The organism is Polynucleobacter sp. MWH-UH25E (assembly GCF_018687095.1).
GTDB lineage: Bacteria > Pseudomonadota > Gammaproteobacteria > Burkholderiales > Burkholderiaceae > Polynucleobacter.
On the sequence record NZ_CP061286.1, the window covers coordinates 722,210 to 740,560 of the forward strand.

At 45.3% G+C, this 18,351-nt stretch carries 17 protein-coding genes; 6 read left to right on the forward strand and 11 right to left on the reverse strand.

Translation table 11 applies throughout. From position 1 onward, the window contains the following. The first annotated feature begins 80 nt into the window (after window positions 1–80). On the forward strand, window positions 81–455 hold the full coding sequence (erpA, locus tag ICV39_RS03910; RefSeq protein WP_215316323.1) for an iron-sulfur cluster insertion protein ErpA: 375 nt from the start codon (window positions 81–83) through the stop codon (window positions 453–455). Between the two features lie 15 nt (window positions 456–470). On the opposite strand, the gene ICV39_RS03915 is transcribed toward erpA, so the two are convergent. Beyond that, on the reverse strand, window positions 471–1,598 hold the full coding sequence (locus ICV39_RS03915) for an anhydro-N-acetylmuramic acid kinase (RefSeq protein WP_215390567.1): 1,128 nt from the start codon (window positions 1,596–1,598) through the stop codon (window positions 471–473). Between the two features lie 88 nt (window positions 1,599–1,686). Between ICV39_RS03915 and tyrS the strand changes: the two genes are divergently transcribed. After that, window positions 1,687–2,919, forward strand: a complete 1,233-nt coding sequence (tyrS, locus tag ICV39_RS03920; RefSeq protein ID WP_215390568.1) for a tyrosine--tRNA ligase — start codon at window positions 1,687–1,689, stop codon at window positions 2,917–2,919. Here the strand turns inward: tyrS and ruvB are convergent. The 10 genes from ruvB to ICV39_RS03970 all read right to left on the reverse strand — a co-directional run bounded on the left by ruvB (window position 2,916) and on the right by ICV39_RS03970 (window position 12,546). After that, window positions 2,916–3,986, reverse strand: coding sequence for a Holliday junction branch migration DNA helicase RuvB (gene ruvB, locus ICV39_RS03925; RefSeq protein WP_215390569.1), 1,071 nt, complete (start codon window positions 3,984–3,986; stop codon window positions 2,916–2,918). The genes tyrS and ruvB overlap by 4 nt on opposite strands. Before the next feature lie 25 nt (window positions 3,987–4,011). Next, a complete protein-coding gene (gene ruvA / locus ICV39_RS03930; protein WP_215390570.1) occupies window positions 4,012–4,593 on the reverse strand; it encodes a Holliday junction branch migration protein RuvA in 582 nt (193 codons plus the stop codon). Between the two features lie 47 nt (window positions 4,594–4,640). After that, window positions 4,641–5,159, reverse strand: a complete 519-nt coding sequence (gene ruvC, locus ICV39_RS03935) for a crossover junction endodeoxyribonuclease RuvC (RefSeq protein ID WP_215390571.1) — start codon at window positions 5,157–5,159, stop codon at window positions 4,641–4,643. Window positions 5,160–5,190: 31 nt separating this feature from the next. After that, a complete protein-coding gene (gene purH, locus ICV39_RS03940; RefSeq protein ID WP_215390572.1) occupies window positions 5,191–6,771 on the reverse strand; it encodes a bifunctional phosphoribosylaminoimidazolecarboxamide formyltransferase/IMP cyclohydrolase in 1,581 nt (526 codons plus the stop codon). A gap of 55 nt (window positions 6,772–6,826) precedes the next feature. Next, a complete protein-coding gene (locus tag ICV39_RS03945) occupies window positions 6,827–7,066 on the reverse strand; it encodes a helix-turn-helix domain-containing protein (protein ID WP_215390573.1) in 240 nt (79 codons plus the stop codon). Between the two features lie 60 nt (window positions 7,067–7,126). Next, window positions 7,127–8,143, reverse strand: coding sequence for a tRNA dihydrouridine synthase DusB (gene dusB, locus ICV39_RS03950; RefSeq protein WP_215390574.1), 1,017 nt, complete (start codon window positions 8,141–8,143; stop codon window positions 7,127–7,129). A gap of 152 nt (window positions 8,144–8,295) precedes the next feature. Further along, on the reverse strand, window positions 8,296–9,450 hold the full coding sequence (locus ICV39_RS03955; RefSeq protein ID WP_215390575.1) for an FAD-dependent monooxygenase: 1,155 nt from the start codon (window positions 9,448–9,450) through the stop codon (window positions 8,296–8,298). Window positions 9,451–9,462: 12 nt separating this feature from the next. Beyond that, window positions 9,463–10,824 carry a Xaa-Pro aminopeptidase gene (pepP, locus tag ICV39_RS03960; RefSeq protein ID WP_215390576.1) on the reverse strand — a complete coding sequence of 454 codons (1,362 nt, stop codon included), beginning with the start codon at window positions 10,822–10,824 and terminating at the stop codon, window positions 9,463–9,465. Next, entirely contained in the window at window positions 10,817–11,533 is a 717-nt protein-coding gene (gene murU / locus ICV39_RS03965; protein WP_215390577.1) for an N-acetylmuramate alpha-1-phosphate uridylyltransferase MurU, read from the reverse strand. Before murU ends, pepP begins: the two co-directional genes overlap by 8 nt. A gap of 11 nt (window positions 11,534–11,544) precedes the next feature. Next, a complete protein-coding gene (locus tag ICV39_RS03970) occupies window positions 11,545–12,546 on the reverse strand; it encodes an aminoglycoside phosphotransferase family protein (RefSeq protein ID WP_215390578.1) in 1,002 nt (333 codons plus the stop codon). A 32-nt stretch (window positions 12,547–12,578) separates the two neighbouring features. Between ICV39_RS03970 and ICV39_RS03975 the strand changes: the two genes are divergently transcribed. The 4 genes from ICV39_RS03975 to rsmA are packed head-to-tail and all read left to right on the forward strand — an operon-like array spanning window position 12,579 to window position 18,343. Continuing rightward, the gene (locus ICV39_RS03975) at window positions 12,579–15,137 is read left to right on the forward strand and encodes an LPS-assembly protein LptD (protein ID WP_215390579.1); all 2,559 of its coding nucleotides are present in this window, start codon (window positions 12,579–12,581) and stop codon (window positions 15,135–15,137) included. Between the two features lie 17 nt (window positions 15,138–15,154). Further along, on the forward strand, window positions 15,155–16,588 hold the full coding sequence (locus ICV39_RS03980) for a peptidylprolyl isomerase (RefSeq protein ID WP_251372730.1): 1,434 nt from the start codon (window positions 15,155–15,157) through the stop codon (window positions 16,586–16,588). Continuing rightward, complete coding sequence (gene pdxA, locus ICV39_RS03985; protein WP_215390580.1) at window positions 16,563–17,567, forward strand: 4-hydroxythreonine-4-phosphate dehydrogenase PdxA; 1,005 nt, start codon at window positions 16,563–16,565, stop codon at window positions 17,565–17,567. The genes ICV39_RS03980 and pdxA overlap by 26 nt, the downstream gene beginning before the upstream one ends. Then, the gene (rsmA, locus tag ICV39_RS03990; protein ID WP_215390581.1) at window positions 17,567–18,343 is read left to right on the forward strand and encodes a 16S rRNA (adenine(1518)-N(6)/adenine(1519)-N(6))-dimethyltransferase RsmA; all 777 of its coding nucleotides are present in this window, start codon (window positions 17,567–17,569) and stop codon (window positions 18,341–18,343) included. The genes pdxA and rsmA overlap by 1 nt, the downstream gene beginning before the upstream one ends. Window positions 18,344–18,351 lie beyond the last annotated feature (8 nt).

Here is an 18,351-nt window from a genome sequence, read left to right on the forward strand (position 1 = left end):
GGTATGAATCTATACCCCTTCAGCAAACTAGGCGTTAAAAGCCTAAAATATGACATTGCCTTTTGAATTAGGAGTAAATCATGACTGAATTGGCTACGCAAACTACACAAGACTTAGCTGAACCACCAACCCCGTTGGTGTTTACAGACGCTGCTGCCGCTAAAGTGGCTGACTTGATTGCAGAAGAAGGCAATCCGGAGTTGAAGTTGCGTGTATTCGTTCAAGGTGGTGGTTGCTCTGGATTTCAGTACGGCTTCACATTTGATGATGCAGTAAATGAGGATGACACACAGTTTGAAAAAAATGGCGTGACTTTATTAGTGGACTCAATGAGCTTCCAATACTTGGTTGGCGCTGAGATTGATTACAAAGAAGATATCAATGGATCTCAATTTGTTATCAAGAATCCAAACGCAACAACAACTTGTGGTTGCGGCTCTTCTTTCTCGGCATAAGGCAGTTAAATTGATTTAAGCGGGATAGCATGCACCTAGAATTCTAGGTCCCTTAGATCCTGTAACGGCTGGCAAATTTGCTGGCCGTTTTTGTTGGTGAGCCCAGGCAAGCCATGCAAAAGCCAAGCCTTCGACGAGTTGTGGGTCAATTCCTTCGGTATCGCTGGTAGTAATTTCTAGGCGATGTTTAAAGAATTTAGTGCTCTTGGATTTAAGTAAGTTCATTAGGGCGGTGTTACGGGCACCACCACCACACACAATGAGCTTCTGGGTTTGCGGGGCATGACGAACTAGAGCCTCTATGGCAGAGTGAGCAGTTAAGTGAAGTAGTGTTGCTTGTACATCTTCTAATGGATAATTTTCTTTCCCCAGTTTTTCTTGTAACCAAGCAAGATGAAAATCATCTCGACCGGTACTCTTGGGCGGCGCTTTCGAGAAAAAAGAATCTGCTAATAAATTTTCTAGTAGCGTTGTGTTGAGTTTTCCTTGGCTTGCCCAATTTCCATTTTCGTCATAGGCGTTTCCTTGATGCTCATATATCCAGGCATCCATCAACATATTTCCTGGCCCACAATCAAAGCCTGAAACTTCTCCGTTTGCTGGTAGCAAAGTCAAGTTCGCTATGCCACCAATGTTCAGAATCGCAATATCCTTAGCGGATGAAAATTGTTGTGCATGAAATGCGGGTACTAGTGGTGCGCCATGACCGCCTGCGGCAAGATCTCTACTTCTAAAGTCGGCAATGACTGTGATTCCTGTTTTTTCTGCAAGAAGAGCGGGATTCAGTGTTTGGTGTGTGTAAGCAAGCTGGCCGAGCTGTGGTTGATGGCGGACAGTTTGTCCATGGGCGCCAATAGCGGCAATATCAGAAGCCTGCAGTTTGGATTTTGCGAGTAGCTCTTTGACCGCGTCTGCATAAGCAAGGGCTATGGCATTGCCGGCCTGCTTGTCTCTATGAAGCTCGTTGGAGCCAGGACTTTGAAGCTCAAATAAGGCTTTACGTAATTCTGGCTGAAAGGGGGTGCTTACTGCATCCACGGCAACAGCCTCTCCATTTGAGCCAATTTTGGCAAGTACCGCATCAATCCCATCTAGGCTGGTGCCTGACATGATGCCGATATAGAGGGAATGGGGCTGATTCATGGGGTTCTGGGCTTTGTTCTAAGGAATGCGACAATTATGCTTTAGCAATTTAAATACTAATTTAACTGTATCAGTTATCAGAATCAGCATGACGGATAAACCAGAACAAAAATATCCTTTAACCCCAGAGGTTTTTGCTGCCCTCGAAATCACAAAGCGTGGTTGCGATGAGCTGCTGGTAGAGGCTGACTGGGTCCAGAAATTGGCCCGTAGCCAAGCTACCAAGACTCCTTTGCGTATTAAGTTAGGCTTGGATCCAACTGCTCCGGATATTCATTTAGGCCATACCGTTGTCTTGAATAAATTACGCCAATTACAAGATCTAGGTCATACAGTGATTTTCTTGATTGGTGATTTCACGAGCATGATTGGCGATCCATCTGGTCGTAATGCTACTCGACCCCCATTAACCGCAGAAGAGATTGCTGTTAATGCGGAGACTTACTATCGCCAAGCGAGTATGGTTTTAGATCCAGCTAAAACGGAAGTACGGTACAACAGCGAGTGGTGCGATCCTTTAGGAGCCAGGGGCATGATTCAGCTTGCTGCTAAACATACCGTCGCACGAATGTTAGAGCGTGATGACTTTACAAAGCGTTATCGCAACGGTGTACCCATTTCGATTCATGAGTTTTTGTATCCGCTGATGCAGGGTTATGACTCGGTCGCCCTCAAGAGTGATCTAGAGCTCGGTGGAACTGATCAAAAATTTAATTTACTCGTTGGTCGTGAACTCCAAAGAGAGTATGGACAGGAGCCGCAATGCATTTTGACTATGCCCTTACTGGTGGGTCTTGATGGCGTTGAGAAAATGAGTAAGTCCAAGGGGAACTACATTGGCATTAGTGAGAGCCCCGGCGATATGTTCGGCAAGTTGTTGAGCATCTCTGATGATCTCATGTGGGACTACTTCACCCTGTTGTCATTCCGTCCAATGTCGGAAATTGATTTAATGAAGCAGGAAGTTGCCGCAGGACGTAATCCAAAAGATTGCAAAGTACTTCTTGCGCAAGAGATTGTCGCGCGCTTTCATTCACAGGCTGCTGCAGAAAAAGCTTTAGAAGACTTTAATCATCGCGCTAAGGGTGGCGTTCCAGATGATATTCCGGAGGTGAATTTATCCGGTGCGCCCATGGGTATTGCAACGCTCTTGAAGTCTGCTGGCTTGGCACCATCTACATCTGAGGCAATGCGCAATATTGAACAGAATGGCGTGAAGGTTGACGGTACAACCGTATCTGACAAGCAGGTGAAGATTGAAGCAGGTACTTACGTTGTGCAAGTGGGCAAACGCAAATTTGCTAAGGTCACGCTCAGTTAAATATCTAAGCTACCTGTTCCGCTTGGCGGAGTCAGTCCAAAGTGTTCGTATGCCTGCCGCGTAGCCACGCGACCACGTGAGGTTCTTTGTAGATAACCTTGTTGAATGAGATAGGGCTCGAGAACATCTTCAATGGTATCTCGCTCTTCGCCAATTGCGGCCGCCAAATTATCTATTCCTACAGGGCCGCCATCAAATTTATGCAAGATGGCCTCAAGTAATTTTCTGTCCATAACATCAAAGCCACTAGGATCAACATCCAGCATTTTTAAGGCTGCATCCGCTATAGCTTTGGTAATCATTCCGGTGCCTTTAACCTCCGCATAGTCACGGACGCGACGTAAGAGACGGTTTGCGATACGTGGAGTGCCGCGGGCACGTTTTGCGATTTCCACAGATCCATCTGGATCAATCTTTGCCTTCAATAGATTTGCGGAGCGATCGATAATTTTTGTGAGCTCTTCGGTGTTGTAAAACTCTAATCTAGCAACGATGCCGAAGCGATCGCGCAAGGGATTAGTCAACATGCCCGCGCGTGTTGTTGCACCAATTAAAGTAAATGGTTTGAGATCAATCTTGACGCTACGGGCCGCTGGACCTTCACCAATCATGATGTCTAGGCTATAGTCTTCTAGCGCTGGATACAGAATTTCTTCTACAACAGGTGAGAGACGATGAATCTCGTCAATGAAGAGTACATCGTTTGCTTCCAGGTTGGTTAGCAAAGCCGCAAGATCACCCGGTCTATCTAAGACAGGTCCGCTGGTTTGACGCAAATTTACGCCTAGCTCCCTAGCAATAATGTGCGCCAAAGTAGTTTTACCTAGGCCTGGAGGGCCAAACAACAAAACGTGATCGAGTGCTTCTTGTCGCGCTCTAGTGGCACTGATAAAGATTTCTAATTGGGCACGCGCTTTGCTTTGGCCTACGTATTCATCCAATTGCTTAGGGCGCAAAGCTTTTTCGAAAATAGCCTCTGAGTTTCCTGCGGCCCCACTGACAAGGCGATCTTTTCCTTCAGGTAAATCTTCAGGGATAGAGCTTAGGTCGTCAGTATGTATTGCCATGCTATGAGTTTATTCGGTTTGGCGATTAGGCCTTGGATAAATACTTTAAGCCAATGCGGATACCATCGGATACCGATGTGTCAGGCGGAATTTGCTTCAATGCTAATAGCGCTTCTTTTTCGGAATACCCAAGAGCTAGGAGTGCTTGTAGGACTTCGCTATTGGTATCAGGAGTTAGTGCTTTACCTGGAGCTATTCCTAAATCAGGGGCAAGCTTGCCTTTGAGTTCTAGGCAAAGTCGTTCTGCAGTCTTTTTGCCAATGCCGGGGACTTGGGTAAGGCGATTAGCCTCTTGTAAGGCAATAGCTTGGGCAAGCTCGTTCACGCTCATCCCAGAAAGAATGGCTAATGCAGTGCGTGAGCCAACACCACTAATCTTAATGAGCTGTCTAAATGCCTCGCGTTCTGTTTCGGTCGCAAAACCAAAAAGCTGCTGCGCATCTTCACGCACCTGAAAGTGAGTCAGCAAGGTAATTTTTTGTCCTGCTTGAGGCAATTGATATAGGGTGCTCATTGGAACATCGACCTCATACCCAATGCCTTGGCAATCGACCAATAAGCGAGGGGGGTGAATTGAAACGAGGATTCCTTGAATGCGACCAATCATATGAAGATCTTAACCTGTAATGTGCTTTGACATCGCTTATACAACTCTTAGCGCTTGGATTTTTTGGAGGCTAAAGCAGACGTGACTGCTATGGGAATTTGCGCGTGATGAGCTGCGCAAATAGCAACCCCTAATGCATCTGAGGCGTCACTGCCAGGCGCCCGACTTAGTCTCAGTAAACGCTTCACCATCTCTTGAACTTGGGGCTTGGCTGCTCGACCAGTGCCGACAATCGCTTGTTTGACTCTTAATGCGCTGAACTCAGATACAGGTAAGTTTGCTGAAACTAGCGCTGCAATCACTGCACCTCTTGCCTGACCTAGCATGAGGGTAGAGCGTGGATTGACATTGAGAAAGACTTCTTCAATTGCGGCAGATTCTGGATGGTATGTATCTAAAACTTCTTTAACACCTTGATAGAGAGTCCCCAGTCGATCTGGCAAGCCCTTGGCGGGATCTCCGCTTTCAATTGTTCCCGAGGCTACATAAGTCAGTTTTTGGCCTTCGACATCAATGATGCCAAAACCAGTTGTTCGTAGACCCGGGTCAATTCCAATCCAACGCATGAATATTAATGAGCCCTTTTGCTCTGAAAGTTTAGTGGCGGAAGTGTCGTGTGCCAGTAAAGATCATGGCAATTCCATGCTCATCGGCAGCGGCAATGATTTCTTCATCGCGCATACTGCCGCCAGGCTGAATTGCGCAACTGGCGCCACCATTCACCACAACATCCAGGCCATCACGGAATGGGAAGAATGCATCGCTGGCAACCGCTGATCCCTTAAGGCTTAGACCCGCATTTTCAGCCTTGATGCTGGCCATTCGCGCGGAGTCTACACGACTCATTTGACCTGCGCCAATACCTAGGGTCATACCATTAGCGCAATACACAATTGCATTGGACTTAACAAATTTAGCAACACGCCATGCAAACATCATGTCGTTCATTTCGCTTGGGGTTGGCTGTCTTTTGCTAACTACCCGCATTTCATTTTGTAAGACATTTTTTGCGTCTGGTGATTGGACCAATAGTCCGCCGCCAACACGTTTGAAGTCATAGGTATTAAATGCATTGCCCAATGGAATTTCTAGAAGGCGAACATTTTGCTTGGCTGCAAAAATGGCTTTCGCTTCTTCGCTAAAGCTAGGTGCAATTAAGACCTCAACAAATTGCTTTGAAATCGCTTCAGCGGCTGCACCATCACATGGCACATTGAAAGCAATAATTCCACCGAAAGCCGAGCTCGGATCAGTCTTGAATGCCTTTTGGTAGGCTTCAAGCGCATTTGCGCCAACAGCAACGCCACATGGATTAGCGTGCTTAATAATGACACAGGCTGCGGCGCCACCAGCATTACCAGTAAAGCTTTTTACGCATTCCCAGGCAGAGTCGGCATCAGCGATATTGTTGTATGACAACTCTTTGCCTTGCAATTGCTTGTAATTTGCAAGAGCCCCGGCTACAGGATGAATATCTTTGTAAAAAGCGGCCGATTGATGTGGGTTCTCGCCATAGCGCATCTCTTGTACTTTTTCAAAAGCAAGATGCAAGGTTTCTGGGTAGGCTGAACGGGCTTTATGATCTAAATCATCACCCAATGCAGATAAGTAGTTGGCAATAGCACCATCGTATTGGGCGGTGTGTGCAAATACTTTTTTAGCAAGACTCAAGTTGGTTTTATAGGAGACGCTATTGTTGTTTGCTTTCATCTCCGCTAGTACGGGTGCGTAATCTTCAGGCGAAATCAGCACAGTAACATCTTGATGATTTTTGGCTGCTGCGCGCAACATCGCTGGACCGCCAATATCAATGTTTTCTACTGCATCTTCAAAAGAACATTTTTCTTTGGCGACGCTTTCATTAAAAGGATAGAGATTAATTACCAACATATCGATGGTATCGATCCCATGTTCCTTAAGTGCGGCCATGTGCTCAGGAAAATCCCTGCGTGCAAGCAAGCCACCATGCACCATTGGGTGAAGAGTTTTGACTCGCCCATCCAGCATCTCTGGAAATTTAGTCAGGGAAGAAACTTCAACAACGGGTAATTGATTTTCTGCCAATAATTTAGCTGTGCCACCAGTTGAAATAAGTTTAATACCTTGCTCATGGAGCGCTTTAGCAAAAGGCACGATGCCATTTTTATCAGAGACGGATAGGAGTGCTGTACGGATCATATTGATAGGTGTGTAAATGAATTAATGACTAGAGAGCTTGGAAGAAATCAATAAATTATTTGAGCAGCTGATGCTCGACTAATTTTTTATGTAAGGTATTGCGGTTAATGCCTAGATACTGTGCTGCCAGAGATTGGTTTTGCTTCGCATGGCGCATGACGAGCTCTAACATCGGTTTTTCTACTACTGCTAATACCATTTGATATACATCAGTTGGGGCAGTGCCCTTAAGGTCATTTAGGTAGACTTGGAGATGGGTTTCAATACATTCTGTTATTGGGTGTTTGTTGCTCATAAAAATCAATAAATACTAAAAATATAAATAAGAAAAAATGAATAAGTAAAAATAAATGAATTAAGCGGCTTCCAAAAAGACAAGGCGATCAGAGTGAGATTTCATCTCATCAAAATAGTCATTCACCATTTGGAGTTGTGTTTTGCAGTCATCGGCAGTATTCATGCGCTGACGAAATGCATGAGAATTTCTCAATCCTTTGCAGTACCAGCCAATATGTTTGCGAGCTGTTCGCAGACCAATATGCTCACCATAGAATTCGTAATGATCCAAAAGGTGGGCATTCATGATGCTTTGGATTTCATTGATTTCAGGTATAGGTAATTTTTTACCAGTATTGAGATAGTGATTAATTTCTCGAAAAATCCAAGGTCTGCCTTGCGCAGCGCGACCAATCATGATGGCATCGGCACCAGTGGTTTTTAAAACGTATTCAGCTTTTTCGGGGGTATCAATATCACCATTGGCGACCACTGGAATGTTGACGCTATTTTTAACGGCTTGAATGGTGTCGTACTCTGCTTCGCCGTGATAAAGATCGGCGCGTGTACGACCATGAACTGTCAACATGGAGATACCAGATTGTTCAGCAATGCGAGCGATCTCTAGCGCATTTTTATTTTCACGATCCCAGCCCGTGCGAATTTTTAAAGTCACCGGTACGGCATCTGGTCCTACGCCCACAGCATTTACTACGGCTTCCAAAATGGTTTTGACTAATGGCTCATCGCGCAAGAGTGCAGAACCGGCAGCAACATTACAAACTTTCTTTGCTGGGCACCCCATATTGATATCAATAATCTGCGCACCATGATCCACATTTACTTTTGCAGCGGCAGCCATCATCACGGGATCTGCGCCAGCAATTTGAACTGCGATCGGCTTGAATTCACCCTGGTGATTTGCACGACGTTGCGTCTTTTCGCTTTTCCAAAGCAGGGCGTTTGATGCCACCATTTCTGAAACCGCGTACCCAGCACCCAGAGTTTTGCAAAGTTGCCTAAATGGACGGTCTGTAACTCCAGCCATTGGAGCGACAAATAGTCGATTTGCAAGGGTATGAGAGCCAATTTTCATTTATTGGATTTTGGGGCGAGGGAGTATCTATGTGTGTTGCGGAAAGCATGACACTTTAGCACATTTAGACCCCAATCTGCCTATTTTTTAAGCAGATGATATAGCGCTTTCAAACTAAAAAATGAGGGTCTTTAAAGCGCCTTAAGAGGCTCTTAGCGCCTACCAAACATCATTTGGCGAGCTAAGGCTGTCTTGACTGGTGGAAGCCACTGAAGCGCCGATAAAGCCAATCCGCGCGCAAAGACAATTGGCGCTAAATTTGAAGTGAAAATCCTGGCCATGAAGTCCGTCAGGCCAATAGTTGCTGTTCTATCCGCCTTTCGGCTTTGCGCATATTCTTCTAGCGCGCTGTGAATTTGCGTAGGACTTTGTTCATCAGTGGAGCCTGCGAAAACACGACTTAATTTTTCCGCAAGTAAAAAAGAATCTCTTAATCCAAGATTAAGCCCCTGGCCTGCAACAGGGTGTAGAGTTTGCGCAGCATTACCAATCCAAACTTCAGTGCCTTTAATAATTTCTTTGCGATAGTTCAAACCAAGTTCATATAAGCGACGATTTTGCACTTTCAAAAACTTACCGATGCGAGAGCCAAATTCAGTTTGCAATGAAGCTAGAAAATCAGCGTCACTCAGCTGCAGGCGATATTGTGAAGATTCTGGAGAGCCGCACCATACGAGATTCAGTATGTTGGGGCCGTAATGACTTGGCAGAATGGCTAGTGGACCTTCAGCGGTAAAGCGTTCCCAAGCTTGGTGAGGCGCTGCCTTTTCTACTTCAACTAAACCCACAAGGGCTGATTGTCCATAGTCTCTTCCAGACTCCACCCAATCTTGTGTCTTAAACAAACCACCCTCGGCATGCACGATGCATTTGGCTTGGCTGGTATTGAATATTTCATCATTTACATGCAGCCATTGGAAATGAGGACTTTTTTCTTGAATGATTCTCAAAACTTGACGTAATGCAAGATGAATATCGTGATAGCGAACGATATGTCCAAGCGCACTTTGATTAAGCTCCTCCCGAGTCATTAATGCTCTACCAAAGCGACCCGCTTGTGAGACATGCACTCGATGAATTTCGGCGTAATCTTTAGGCCAAGCACTGATCGTTTCGAGCAATAACTTGCTTCCATGAGATAGCGCAATGCCGCGACTATCTCCCACTTTTAAATCAGCATCATTATTGGGATTTCTATCTACTAAAGTAAGTTTTGCATCTGGAAGTTTTTGCAATATCCAGGCAGCACAAGCAAGCCCAACAGGGCCACCACCTTGAATCACAATATCGCAAGACTGGGTATTCATGTTTGCAAAAAACTAGTGCTTCATGAGGGCTTCAATCTCATCCGCCTTAACTGGCACTCCGCGAGAAATGAGTTCGCAGCCTGATTCGTTAATCACAGCATCATCTTCAATGCGAATGCCAATATTCCAGAAGGCTTCATCAATATCATCGGCAGGTCTAATGTAAAGACCTGGCTCGATGGTAATTACCATGCCGCTCTTCAGAATGCGCCAAGGTTTTTCTGTTTGGGGTTTGGATATTTCCTCTCTATAAGAGCCCACATCATGCACATCCATGCCAAGCCAATGAGAAGTGCGGTGCATATAAAAGCGTCTGTAAGCACCCGTTTCGATAGCATTTTCTAAAGAGCCGACATCATTTAGCTTGATTAATTTTTCATCCAATAAACCTTGTGTAAGTACTTTTACAGCAGCTTCATGAGGCTGCATGAAAGTGTTGCCAGGCTTGGTCATAGAAATCGCTGCCTCCTGGGCTGCAAGAGTAATGTCATAGAGAGCGCGTTGCGGACCAGTGAATTTTCCGTTGACCGGGAAAGTACGAGTGATATCTGAAGCGTAACTATCTAATTCACATCCTGCATCTATTAGGCAAAGCTCACCACTGCGTAATTCGGTAGAGCCAGCACGATAGTGAAGGATGCAAGAGTTGGCGCCCCCGGCAACAATGCTGTTGTAAGCGACGCTTTGTGCGCCGCTGTTGCGAAATTCATGAAGCAATTCAGCTTCCAATTGATACTCCCGCATACCAGGCTTACAAATTTGCATGGCGCGAATGTGGGCGCGCGCAGAAATAGCGGCAGCGCGACGCATGATATCCAGCTCGTGCACATCTTTAAATAAACGCATTTCATGAATAAGCACTTCAATATCGTGCAATTCTGATGGCGGATTAATGCCGCTACGCGCTTGTGCGCGAACTTGTTTCATCCAACGTCTTAGTTGTGCATCCGCTTCTTTGTTTTCAGCCAATCGAATATAAATCGCAGTTTGATCTGCCAGCAACTCACCAAGCTTCTGATCAAGATCATGGTTACTGTGAGCAAACTCTATTCCTAATACCTTGGGTGCTGCCTCAGGCCCCAAACGAATGCCATCCCAGATTTCACGCTCAAGATCTTTGGGTCTGCAAAATAAGTGAGATTCAAGCGCATGTGAACTGCCATTAGTAGAAACTTTCATTACCAAAGTTGCTCCTGGTTCTTCAAAGCCAGTTAAATAAAAAAAGTCACTGTCATGGCGATAGGGAAAGTCACTGTCCCGGTTGCGTGCAAGCTCTGGGGCGGTTGAGATCACGGCAATGCCGCCACCAGTTTTGGCAAAAATGTGTTTAGCTAAAGCGTTTCTGCGAAGTTGATAAATATCAGTTTTATTCATATGCGGCATTGAGCTCTTGTAAGCGTTGTGGCGTACCTACATCGTGCCACGGACCAAGATATTTTTCACCAGACACTTTATTTTGTTCCATTGCCGCCCGTAAGAGGGGCGCCAATTTGACCGGACTTCCTATATCCAGATTTTGGAAAAGATCTTTGTGATAGATGCCGATTCCAGAAAAGGTTAGCTTCTCCGAGTCGCTTCTTTCCTGGGTGCTAACTCGATTACCTTGAAGATAAAAATCACCGTTTGGATGCTGAATTGGGTTTGGCACCATTAACAGATGTGCCAATACAGGAGTTGACTGATTTTTTATTCCAGAAACTTCTTCCAGAATTTGATGTATTGGTAGATTTGGGCAAAACACATCGCCATTAATGACCAAAAAGTAATCATCTGCTTGTAGTAAAGGTAGCGCCTTTACTATTCCTCCGGCAGTTTCAAGCGCGGTTTCTTCTGGCGAGTATTGGATTTGAAGGCCAAATTGATTTCCGGTGCCTAAAGATTCCTCAATCTTGTGACCAAGCCATGCATGATTAATCACTACCTTTTTGACTCCTGCATTTGCTAGTGCTTCTAGGTGCCATGCAAGCAAGGATTTATTTTGAATAGTGAGTAAAGGTTTTGGCAAATTATCAGTGAGAGGGCGCATACGCTCTCCTCTGCCAGCAGCAAGCAAAAAGCATGGAAGAGAGGTGCGTTGATTCATTTTGGTAAATCTTATTTCTGAGGGGTTCGAGTAGATTCCAAAATACGTGCCAATGGTTTCAGTTCGATATAGCGATTGGCAGTTGCAATTGCGTACTCCAATACCAAGGGGATATCTTTTAAATAACCATCTTTGCCGTCACGATGGAATAGTCTGGCAAAAATACCTAGTACTTTGAGGTGACGTTGTAATCCCATCCATTCAAAGTCTCGGTAGAACTGTCCAAAGTCATCTGGCATTGGTAGTCCCGCTGTGCGACCTTGTTCCCAGAATTTAATAACCCAATCGATAACACGCTCTTCAGGCCAGCAGATATAAGCATCTCGCCAAAGCGATGCAGCATCATAAGTGATGGGGCCATACACAGCATCCTGAAAGTCGATTACGCCCGGATTATTTTCGGCTGTAACCATCAAGTTGCGCGAATGGTAATCGCGGTGTACATAGACCTTGGCTTGGGCCAAATTATTTTCGATGATTAATGCGAAAGCATCTTTGAGTTGTTGCTTTTGGATATCAGTGAGTTCAATTTGTAGATGTACCTTGAGATACCAATCAGGCAATAAATCTAATTCTCGCTGAAGTAATGCTTCATCATAATTCGGCAAAACGTTCGGCTTGCTTGCAAGTTGCATTTGTATTAATGCATGCGTTGCGTCTTGATAAAGTGCGTTTGCAGTTTGATTATTTAGCGCTGCGAGATAAGTTTGGTTGCCAAGATCGTTTAACAACAAAAATCCTTCAGATGCATTTTGTTCTAGGATTTTTGGCACATTTAACCCGGCTTCAGACAGTAGTAAATCAACCTGAATGAATGCATCTAGAGGTTCATGTTGGGGTGGGGCATCCATGATGATTAAGGTCCCAAATTTCGGATTTTGGGACCGAATACGGAAATAGCGTCTAAAGCTGGCGTCTGCAGAGGCCGGGGCCAAAGTGTCGAGATCTAATTGCCAGTTAGCCTGGAGGGCTTTTAGCCAGTTTTTTAGGGTGTTTAAGCGAGAGTCAGTCATGGTCGATTCGTATAATAAGGCGGTCTGGATCCATGAGTCATTATCGCCGTCGCGCCGGCTTTTGCGCCCCTCTTTTTTTAGCCTTAACCCTGCGCATACTGATGGGGGTGGCATTGCTCCCAGTGTCACTTTTGGGGCATGCTCAGGCACCAGCGGCGCTACCTCCCGTTTCTCAAGCTACACAGAATTTCACGCTCTTGCCAGACCGCGGAAATGTCACAGTACTCAAGCTTGATGATCAACTGCGTGTAGGCAAACCCATCTCTGATGGTGAAGCTCTGACCTTTACATCTAGTGATGTGATTGATGGGGTAGTTGATCGAGATATGCATCTGAAAGGTCGCGCTCAAATTCGTCGTAATGGAGCAGCGATAAAGGCGGATGAGATTACCTATAACCCTGATACTGATATTGCCGACTTAATTGGTAACGCTGAACTTTCAAAAGGCAATACAACCTTCAAAGGTCCAAAAGGGCAATTTAAGGTCGATGCACGTGAAGGTTTTATGGAGTCACCTTCTTATGAGCTCAGAGATACGCGCGGAAATGGTACGGCCAATAAGTTAACGATTGAAAACTCGGACATCTTTGTATTTGATCGTGCTACGTACACCACATGTACTCCAGAAAATATGGATTGGTATTTCACGGCTGATAATCTTGAAATCGATAATGAGCAAAAGGAAATGGTTGGCACCAATGGTGTGATGCGTTTCTTTAATGTGCCAATTGCCTATGTACCTTATTTCACAGCACCAACTTCAGGCGAACGCAGGACTGGTTTGCTGGCGCCGGTTGTTGGTTATAACTCTAACAATGGTCTAGACATCACAGCGCCATACTATGTAAACATCGCTCCGAATCGTGATTTATTGTTGTTGCCACGTGAAATGAATCATCGTGGTTTTATGCTTGGCGCTTCTTACCGCTTTCTTGAGAGAGAGTATTCCGGTGTTGCTACCGGCGAATATTTGCCTTATGACAAGCAGACTGGTACGAATCGTTGGAAGTACGATTGGCAGCAACGTCAAATCTTCTCTGGCGGCGTTGGACCCGGTGGTATCCCGATGCCCGGCTCTTGGAGCGGCTATGCCAATATGTCACGTGTCTCAGATAGCTTGTATCCAACTACCTTTTCACAAAGTATTGCCGGTCAAGTTACCAGTCAATTCCGTCAAGAGCTGGGTACATCTAAGCAGTTGACTGGCGCATTAAGCAATTGGGTTGTTGGTGCTAAGGCGGCCACTTTTCAAACCTTGCAGCCTGATCCAAATAATTTAGTGCAAGCGCCTTACAACGTGTTACCAAATATCACTGCTGCCTATAACAGTCAGCTTAGCCCTGTAGTATCGGATCCAACAGGGCGGTATTTAGCATTGCCTTCAGGTCCAAAGACCACTTTCTCGGCTGATTACACCCGCTTTGCTTACGCATTGGGCAGTAACTTTAATGCCCCACCACCAGGCGCATATACACAAGCAGATCGAACTGTAGTAAAGGCTGGATTATCGCTGCCGCAAATTACGCCCGGTTATTACATTACGCCGACAGTAAGTTTTCAGTCGAATGCCTACAATGCAACCGCCAATCCAAGTGCTGTTGCGTTAATTAACTCAGCACAAGGAACCTTATCTAACCCAGCGGCAGTACAAGGCTTTACCTTGCCAACATTTACTTTAGATTCAGGATTGTCTTTCGAAAGAGATGCTGCAGAGCTTCATGGTTTCTTTGGCCGCGATATGTTATTGACAATGGAGCCAAGGGCGTTTTATGCATACACGCCATACCAAAGTCAAGCCAATACGCCTATTTTTGATACTGCTGATGCGGGTTTTGGTGTGTCGCAAATTTTTACTGCCAATACTTTTATTGGCAATGATCGTATTGCTGATACCAACGCAGCAACGCTCGGTTTAACCAGTCGCATGATTGAGGCGAATACCGGTGCAGAGCGTGCGATTGTGACCTTGGCTCAGAAGCAACAATTTACTGCGCAAAAAGTAGGTTTATATGGAAATATTGCTAGTCCTACAACATATTCAGACACCTTGGGCTCTGCGTCTGTTCGATTGCTCGGTAACTTTAGTGCGGATATGTTTGGTCAGTACAACACCCAATTAAATCGTTTTGTGCAAACAACCGTTGGTGCAAGTTGGCGCCCAACAGTTGGCAGAAGTTTGAACTTTGGCTACCGTAATGTATGGTCGCCACCAATCCAGGCATCAGCACAAAACAATCAAGTTGCAACCCCCGCGGCGACCACTACTGACCAATACAATATCTCTGGGCAATGGCCGCTGACGCGCGAGGTTTCGGTGCTGGGACGTTGGGGTTACGATGCTTTGACAACTAAAACCCTAAATACTTTAGTTGGCTTGGAATGGACTAGGGATTGCTGGACTTTCCGAGGCGCCTATTCTCAGGCAGTTAATACATCCCTTATCACAACCACCCAAGTCCTGTTCCAGGTTGAATTTAGGGGCTTTGCAAGTGCGGGAAGCAACCCTGTTGATATCATGAAGTTAAATGTACCTGGGTATATGCCGACTTCTAAGCCTATCCCTCCATCCATATATGAGAATTACCAATGATGCTTTATAGGTTCAGCTTGAAAAAAATTGTTTATTTTTCTATGTTCATCAGCGCATGTTTATTTGCCGGGATGGTGAGCGCACAAGATACATCCAAGATATCTATTCCTGGTGACAACAAGATTCGCAATATTGATGGTGTTGCTGCAGTAGTTAATACTGGTTATGTCACTCGCAAAGAAATTGATGACCGTATTGCGACGCTTCAAAAGCAGGGAACTAAGCTTTCTGACTCCACTTCTTTGAGAAAAGAAGTTTTAGAGAGACTCATTATTGAAAAAATTCAATTGCAAAACGCAGAGCAAGCTGGCATCAGAGTTACCAATAAAGAGTTAGATAAGATTATTAATGACCTTGCTTCAAAAAATAAATTAACTTATACAGAATTCAAGTCAAAAGTAGTTGCTACGGGCGTAACTTTTGATCGATACAAAGAGGTGCTGCGCGATGACATCATTATGAGTCGCTATCGTGAGCAAGAAATTGGCGACAAGATTAAGGTTACAGATGCAGAGATTGATAATTTTATTGCTGAAAGAACGCGCGCTCTTGGCGCGACCGCTCCAAGATCTGCTCCTGCCGCGAAGGGCGGGCCTGAAGAAATAGATGTTGCTCAAATTTTTGTTCCTGCTGATCCTTCTGCGGGAGCGGGTGCGCAGGCAGAGGCTAAAAAAAGGGCCGAGCAAATTTTGCGTGATGCCAAGGGTGGCGGAGACTTTTTGCAGTTAGGGGCTATGGCTGCAAGTGAAAATCCTAAAATTAAATTTCAAGATTTAGGTTATCGAACACCCGACAGGCTTCCGCAGCTATTTTATGAAGCCATCAGAAATACTGGTGGTGGACAACTTGCAAGTGGGGTTGTCAAAAGTCCAGCTGGCTATCACGTTCTTAAAGTAATGGATCGCCGAGCGCTAGTTGCAGGTCAGCAGCCTCAATCAGCGGAAGCTTCATCCTCTACCCCGAATACGCCTCAAAGTATCCTCATTACGCAAACCATGGCGCGTCATATTTTGTTACGCAATCGCTCTGGTCTTACTGACCAGGATGCGGAGAGGCGACTTGCTGGCTATCGTGATCAGGTAAGGGCCAAGACTGCTGATTTTGGCGAGTTGGCGAAGAAGTACTCTGAGGATGGCTCCGCAGCAAATGGTGGCAATCTCGGCTGGATGGGGCCAGGGGATTTAGTCCCTGAATTTGAGCAAGCAATGAATCGTTTACAAATTGGTGAAGTGAGTAATCCAGTTAAGACTGAATTTGGTTGGCATTTAATTCAGGTTTTGGAAAGACGAGAGGCTCAGCTGACTGTTGAGAAGCAAAAGGAATTTGCCCGCGCAACCATTCGAGAAAGAAAGTTGCAACAAGCCTATCAGGATTGGTTGCGCGAGATACGAGATACCGCGACTGTGAAAATCTTGAATATTGAAGATGCAGCAACTGGCACCCCTCGTTAAGCTCGTTATTACCACCGGTGAACCTGCTGGTGTTGGCCCTGAGGTATCGATAGCGGCTGCCAAGCAGTTTCTGCTTGAGCAAGCAAATGCGAGCATTACTTTATTGGGTGATAAGGAGCTTTTAAGGGAGGCCATGCAAGGTCTTGCTTCTGAGCGCCTTCAAGTTGAAGCTATTCCACTTGTTGCCTCCTCCACTCCTGGCAAATTAAGCGCTCAAAATGGCCCATATGTGATTCATCTCTTAGATAGGGCTATTGATGGTTGCATAGCGGGGCAGTTTGATGCGATGGTTACAGCACCTATTCAAAAGAGTGTTATTAATCAAACTGGACTTACTTTTACTGGACATACCGAATATCTCGCGCAACGTTGCGATGTGAAGCATGTGGTGATGATGCTGAGTGCAAATCTGGCAAAAGGATTTTTGAGGCTATCTTCTTCAAGAGATCTGAGGGTGGCCTTGGTTACAACCCATTTGCCATTGCAAAAAGTTTCCGCCTCCTTAAGTCAAGATCTGATTTTGGAAACCATCCAAATTGTGCAACAAGATCTTCAATTAAAAATGGGTATCGCCAAACCGATTATTCGCGTGTCAGGCCTAAATCCTCACGCTGGCGAATCTGGGTATTTGGGCCGAGAGGAGATTAAGATGATTTCCCCCGCAATTGAAACCGCTAAAAAAATGGGCATATGTGTATCCGGACCTTATCCTGGGGATACGATGTTTGATCCAAAGGCTTTAGAACAGGTAGATGCTTTCATAGCCATGTATCACGATCAAGGTTTGGCCCCATTTAAGTTTGTCACTTTTGGTGGTGGCGTTAACATTACTTTGGGCTTGCCCATTATCCGCACTTCCGTGGATCATGGAACCGCCCTAGATATTGCTGGTAAGGGTGTCGCTGACCCAGGATCAATGTTAGAAGCTATTCGTGCGGCGTATCAGATGGCACTTACAAAAAAGCAGTTGGTTAGCTAATGCATCGCGCGCGTAAACGATTCGGCCAGAATTTCTTACAAGATCAGGGCATCATTCATGCAATTGTGCGTCTGATTAACCCAAGTTCAGATATGCACGTCATTGAAATCGGACCTGGTCTTGGTGCGCTAACAAGGCCATTGCTAAGCAACCTTGCCCATCTTGATTTATTGGAGATTGATCGAGATTTAGTAGCTTACTGGAATCATGAGAATCTTCCGGGTTTAACAGTGATTGAAGGTGATGCTCTCAAATTTAATTTTGATGAATGGGCGCAGCAACGTACCGAAAAATCAGGTTTATGCAAGGTAGTTGGTAATCTGCCTTACAACATTTCATCACCTCTACTCTTTCACTTGGTTTCGGCTGCTTCACATATTGACGAGCAAGTATTCATGCTCCAAGCCGAAGTAGTGGAACGTATGGTGGCACAAGCCGGAAGTTCTGATTTCAGTAGGCTTTCTGTGATGTTGCAAGCTCGCTACGATATGGAGTTAGTTCTTGAGGTGCCTCCTGAGGCTTTCGAGCCAGCACCTAAAGTGAATTCAGCGGTGGTGCGAATGATCCCTAGAAGAGATTTCAATTTAAATGAAACTCAATGGAGTGCTTTGGAGCAGGTGGTCGCAGCCGCTTTTTCACAAAGAAGAAAAATGCTCAGAACAAATCTACAAGCATTTGCTGCCAAGCTAAAGCCCTCTGAAGAGGAGCTAAAGGCTAGGGCTCAAGATATTTCAGTGGATCGTTATATTGAATGGGCTAAGGTTTTAGCCGCTTAATTTTTTAA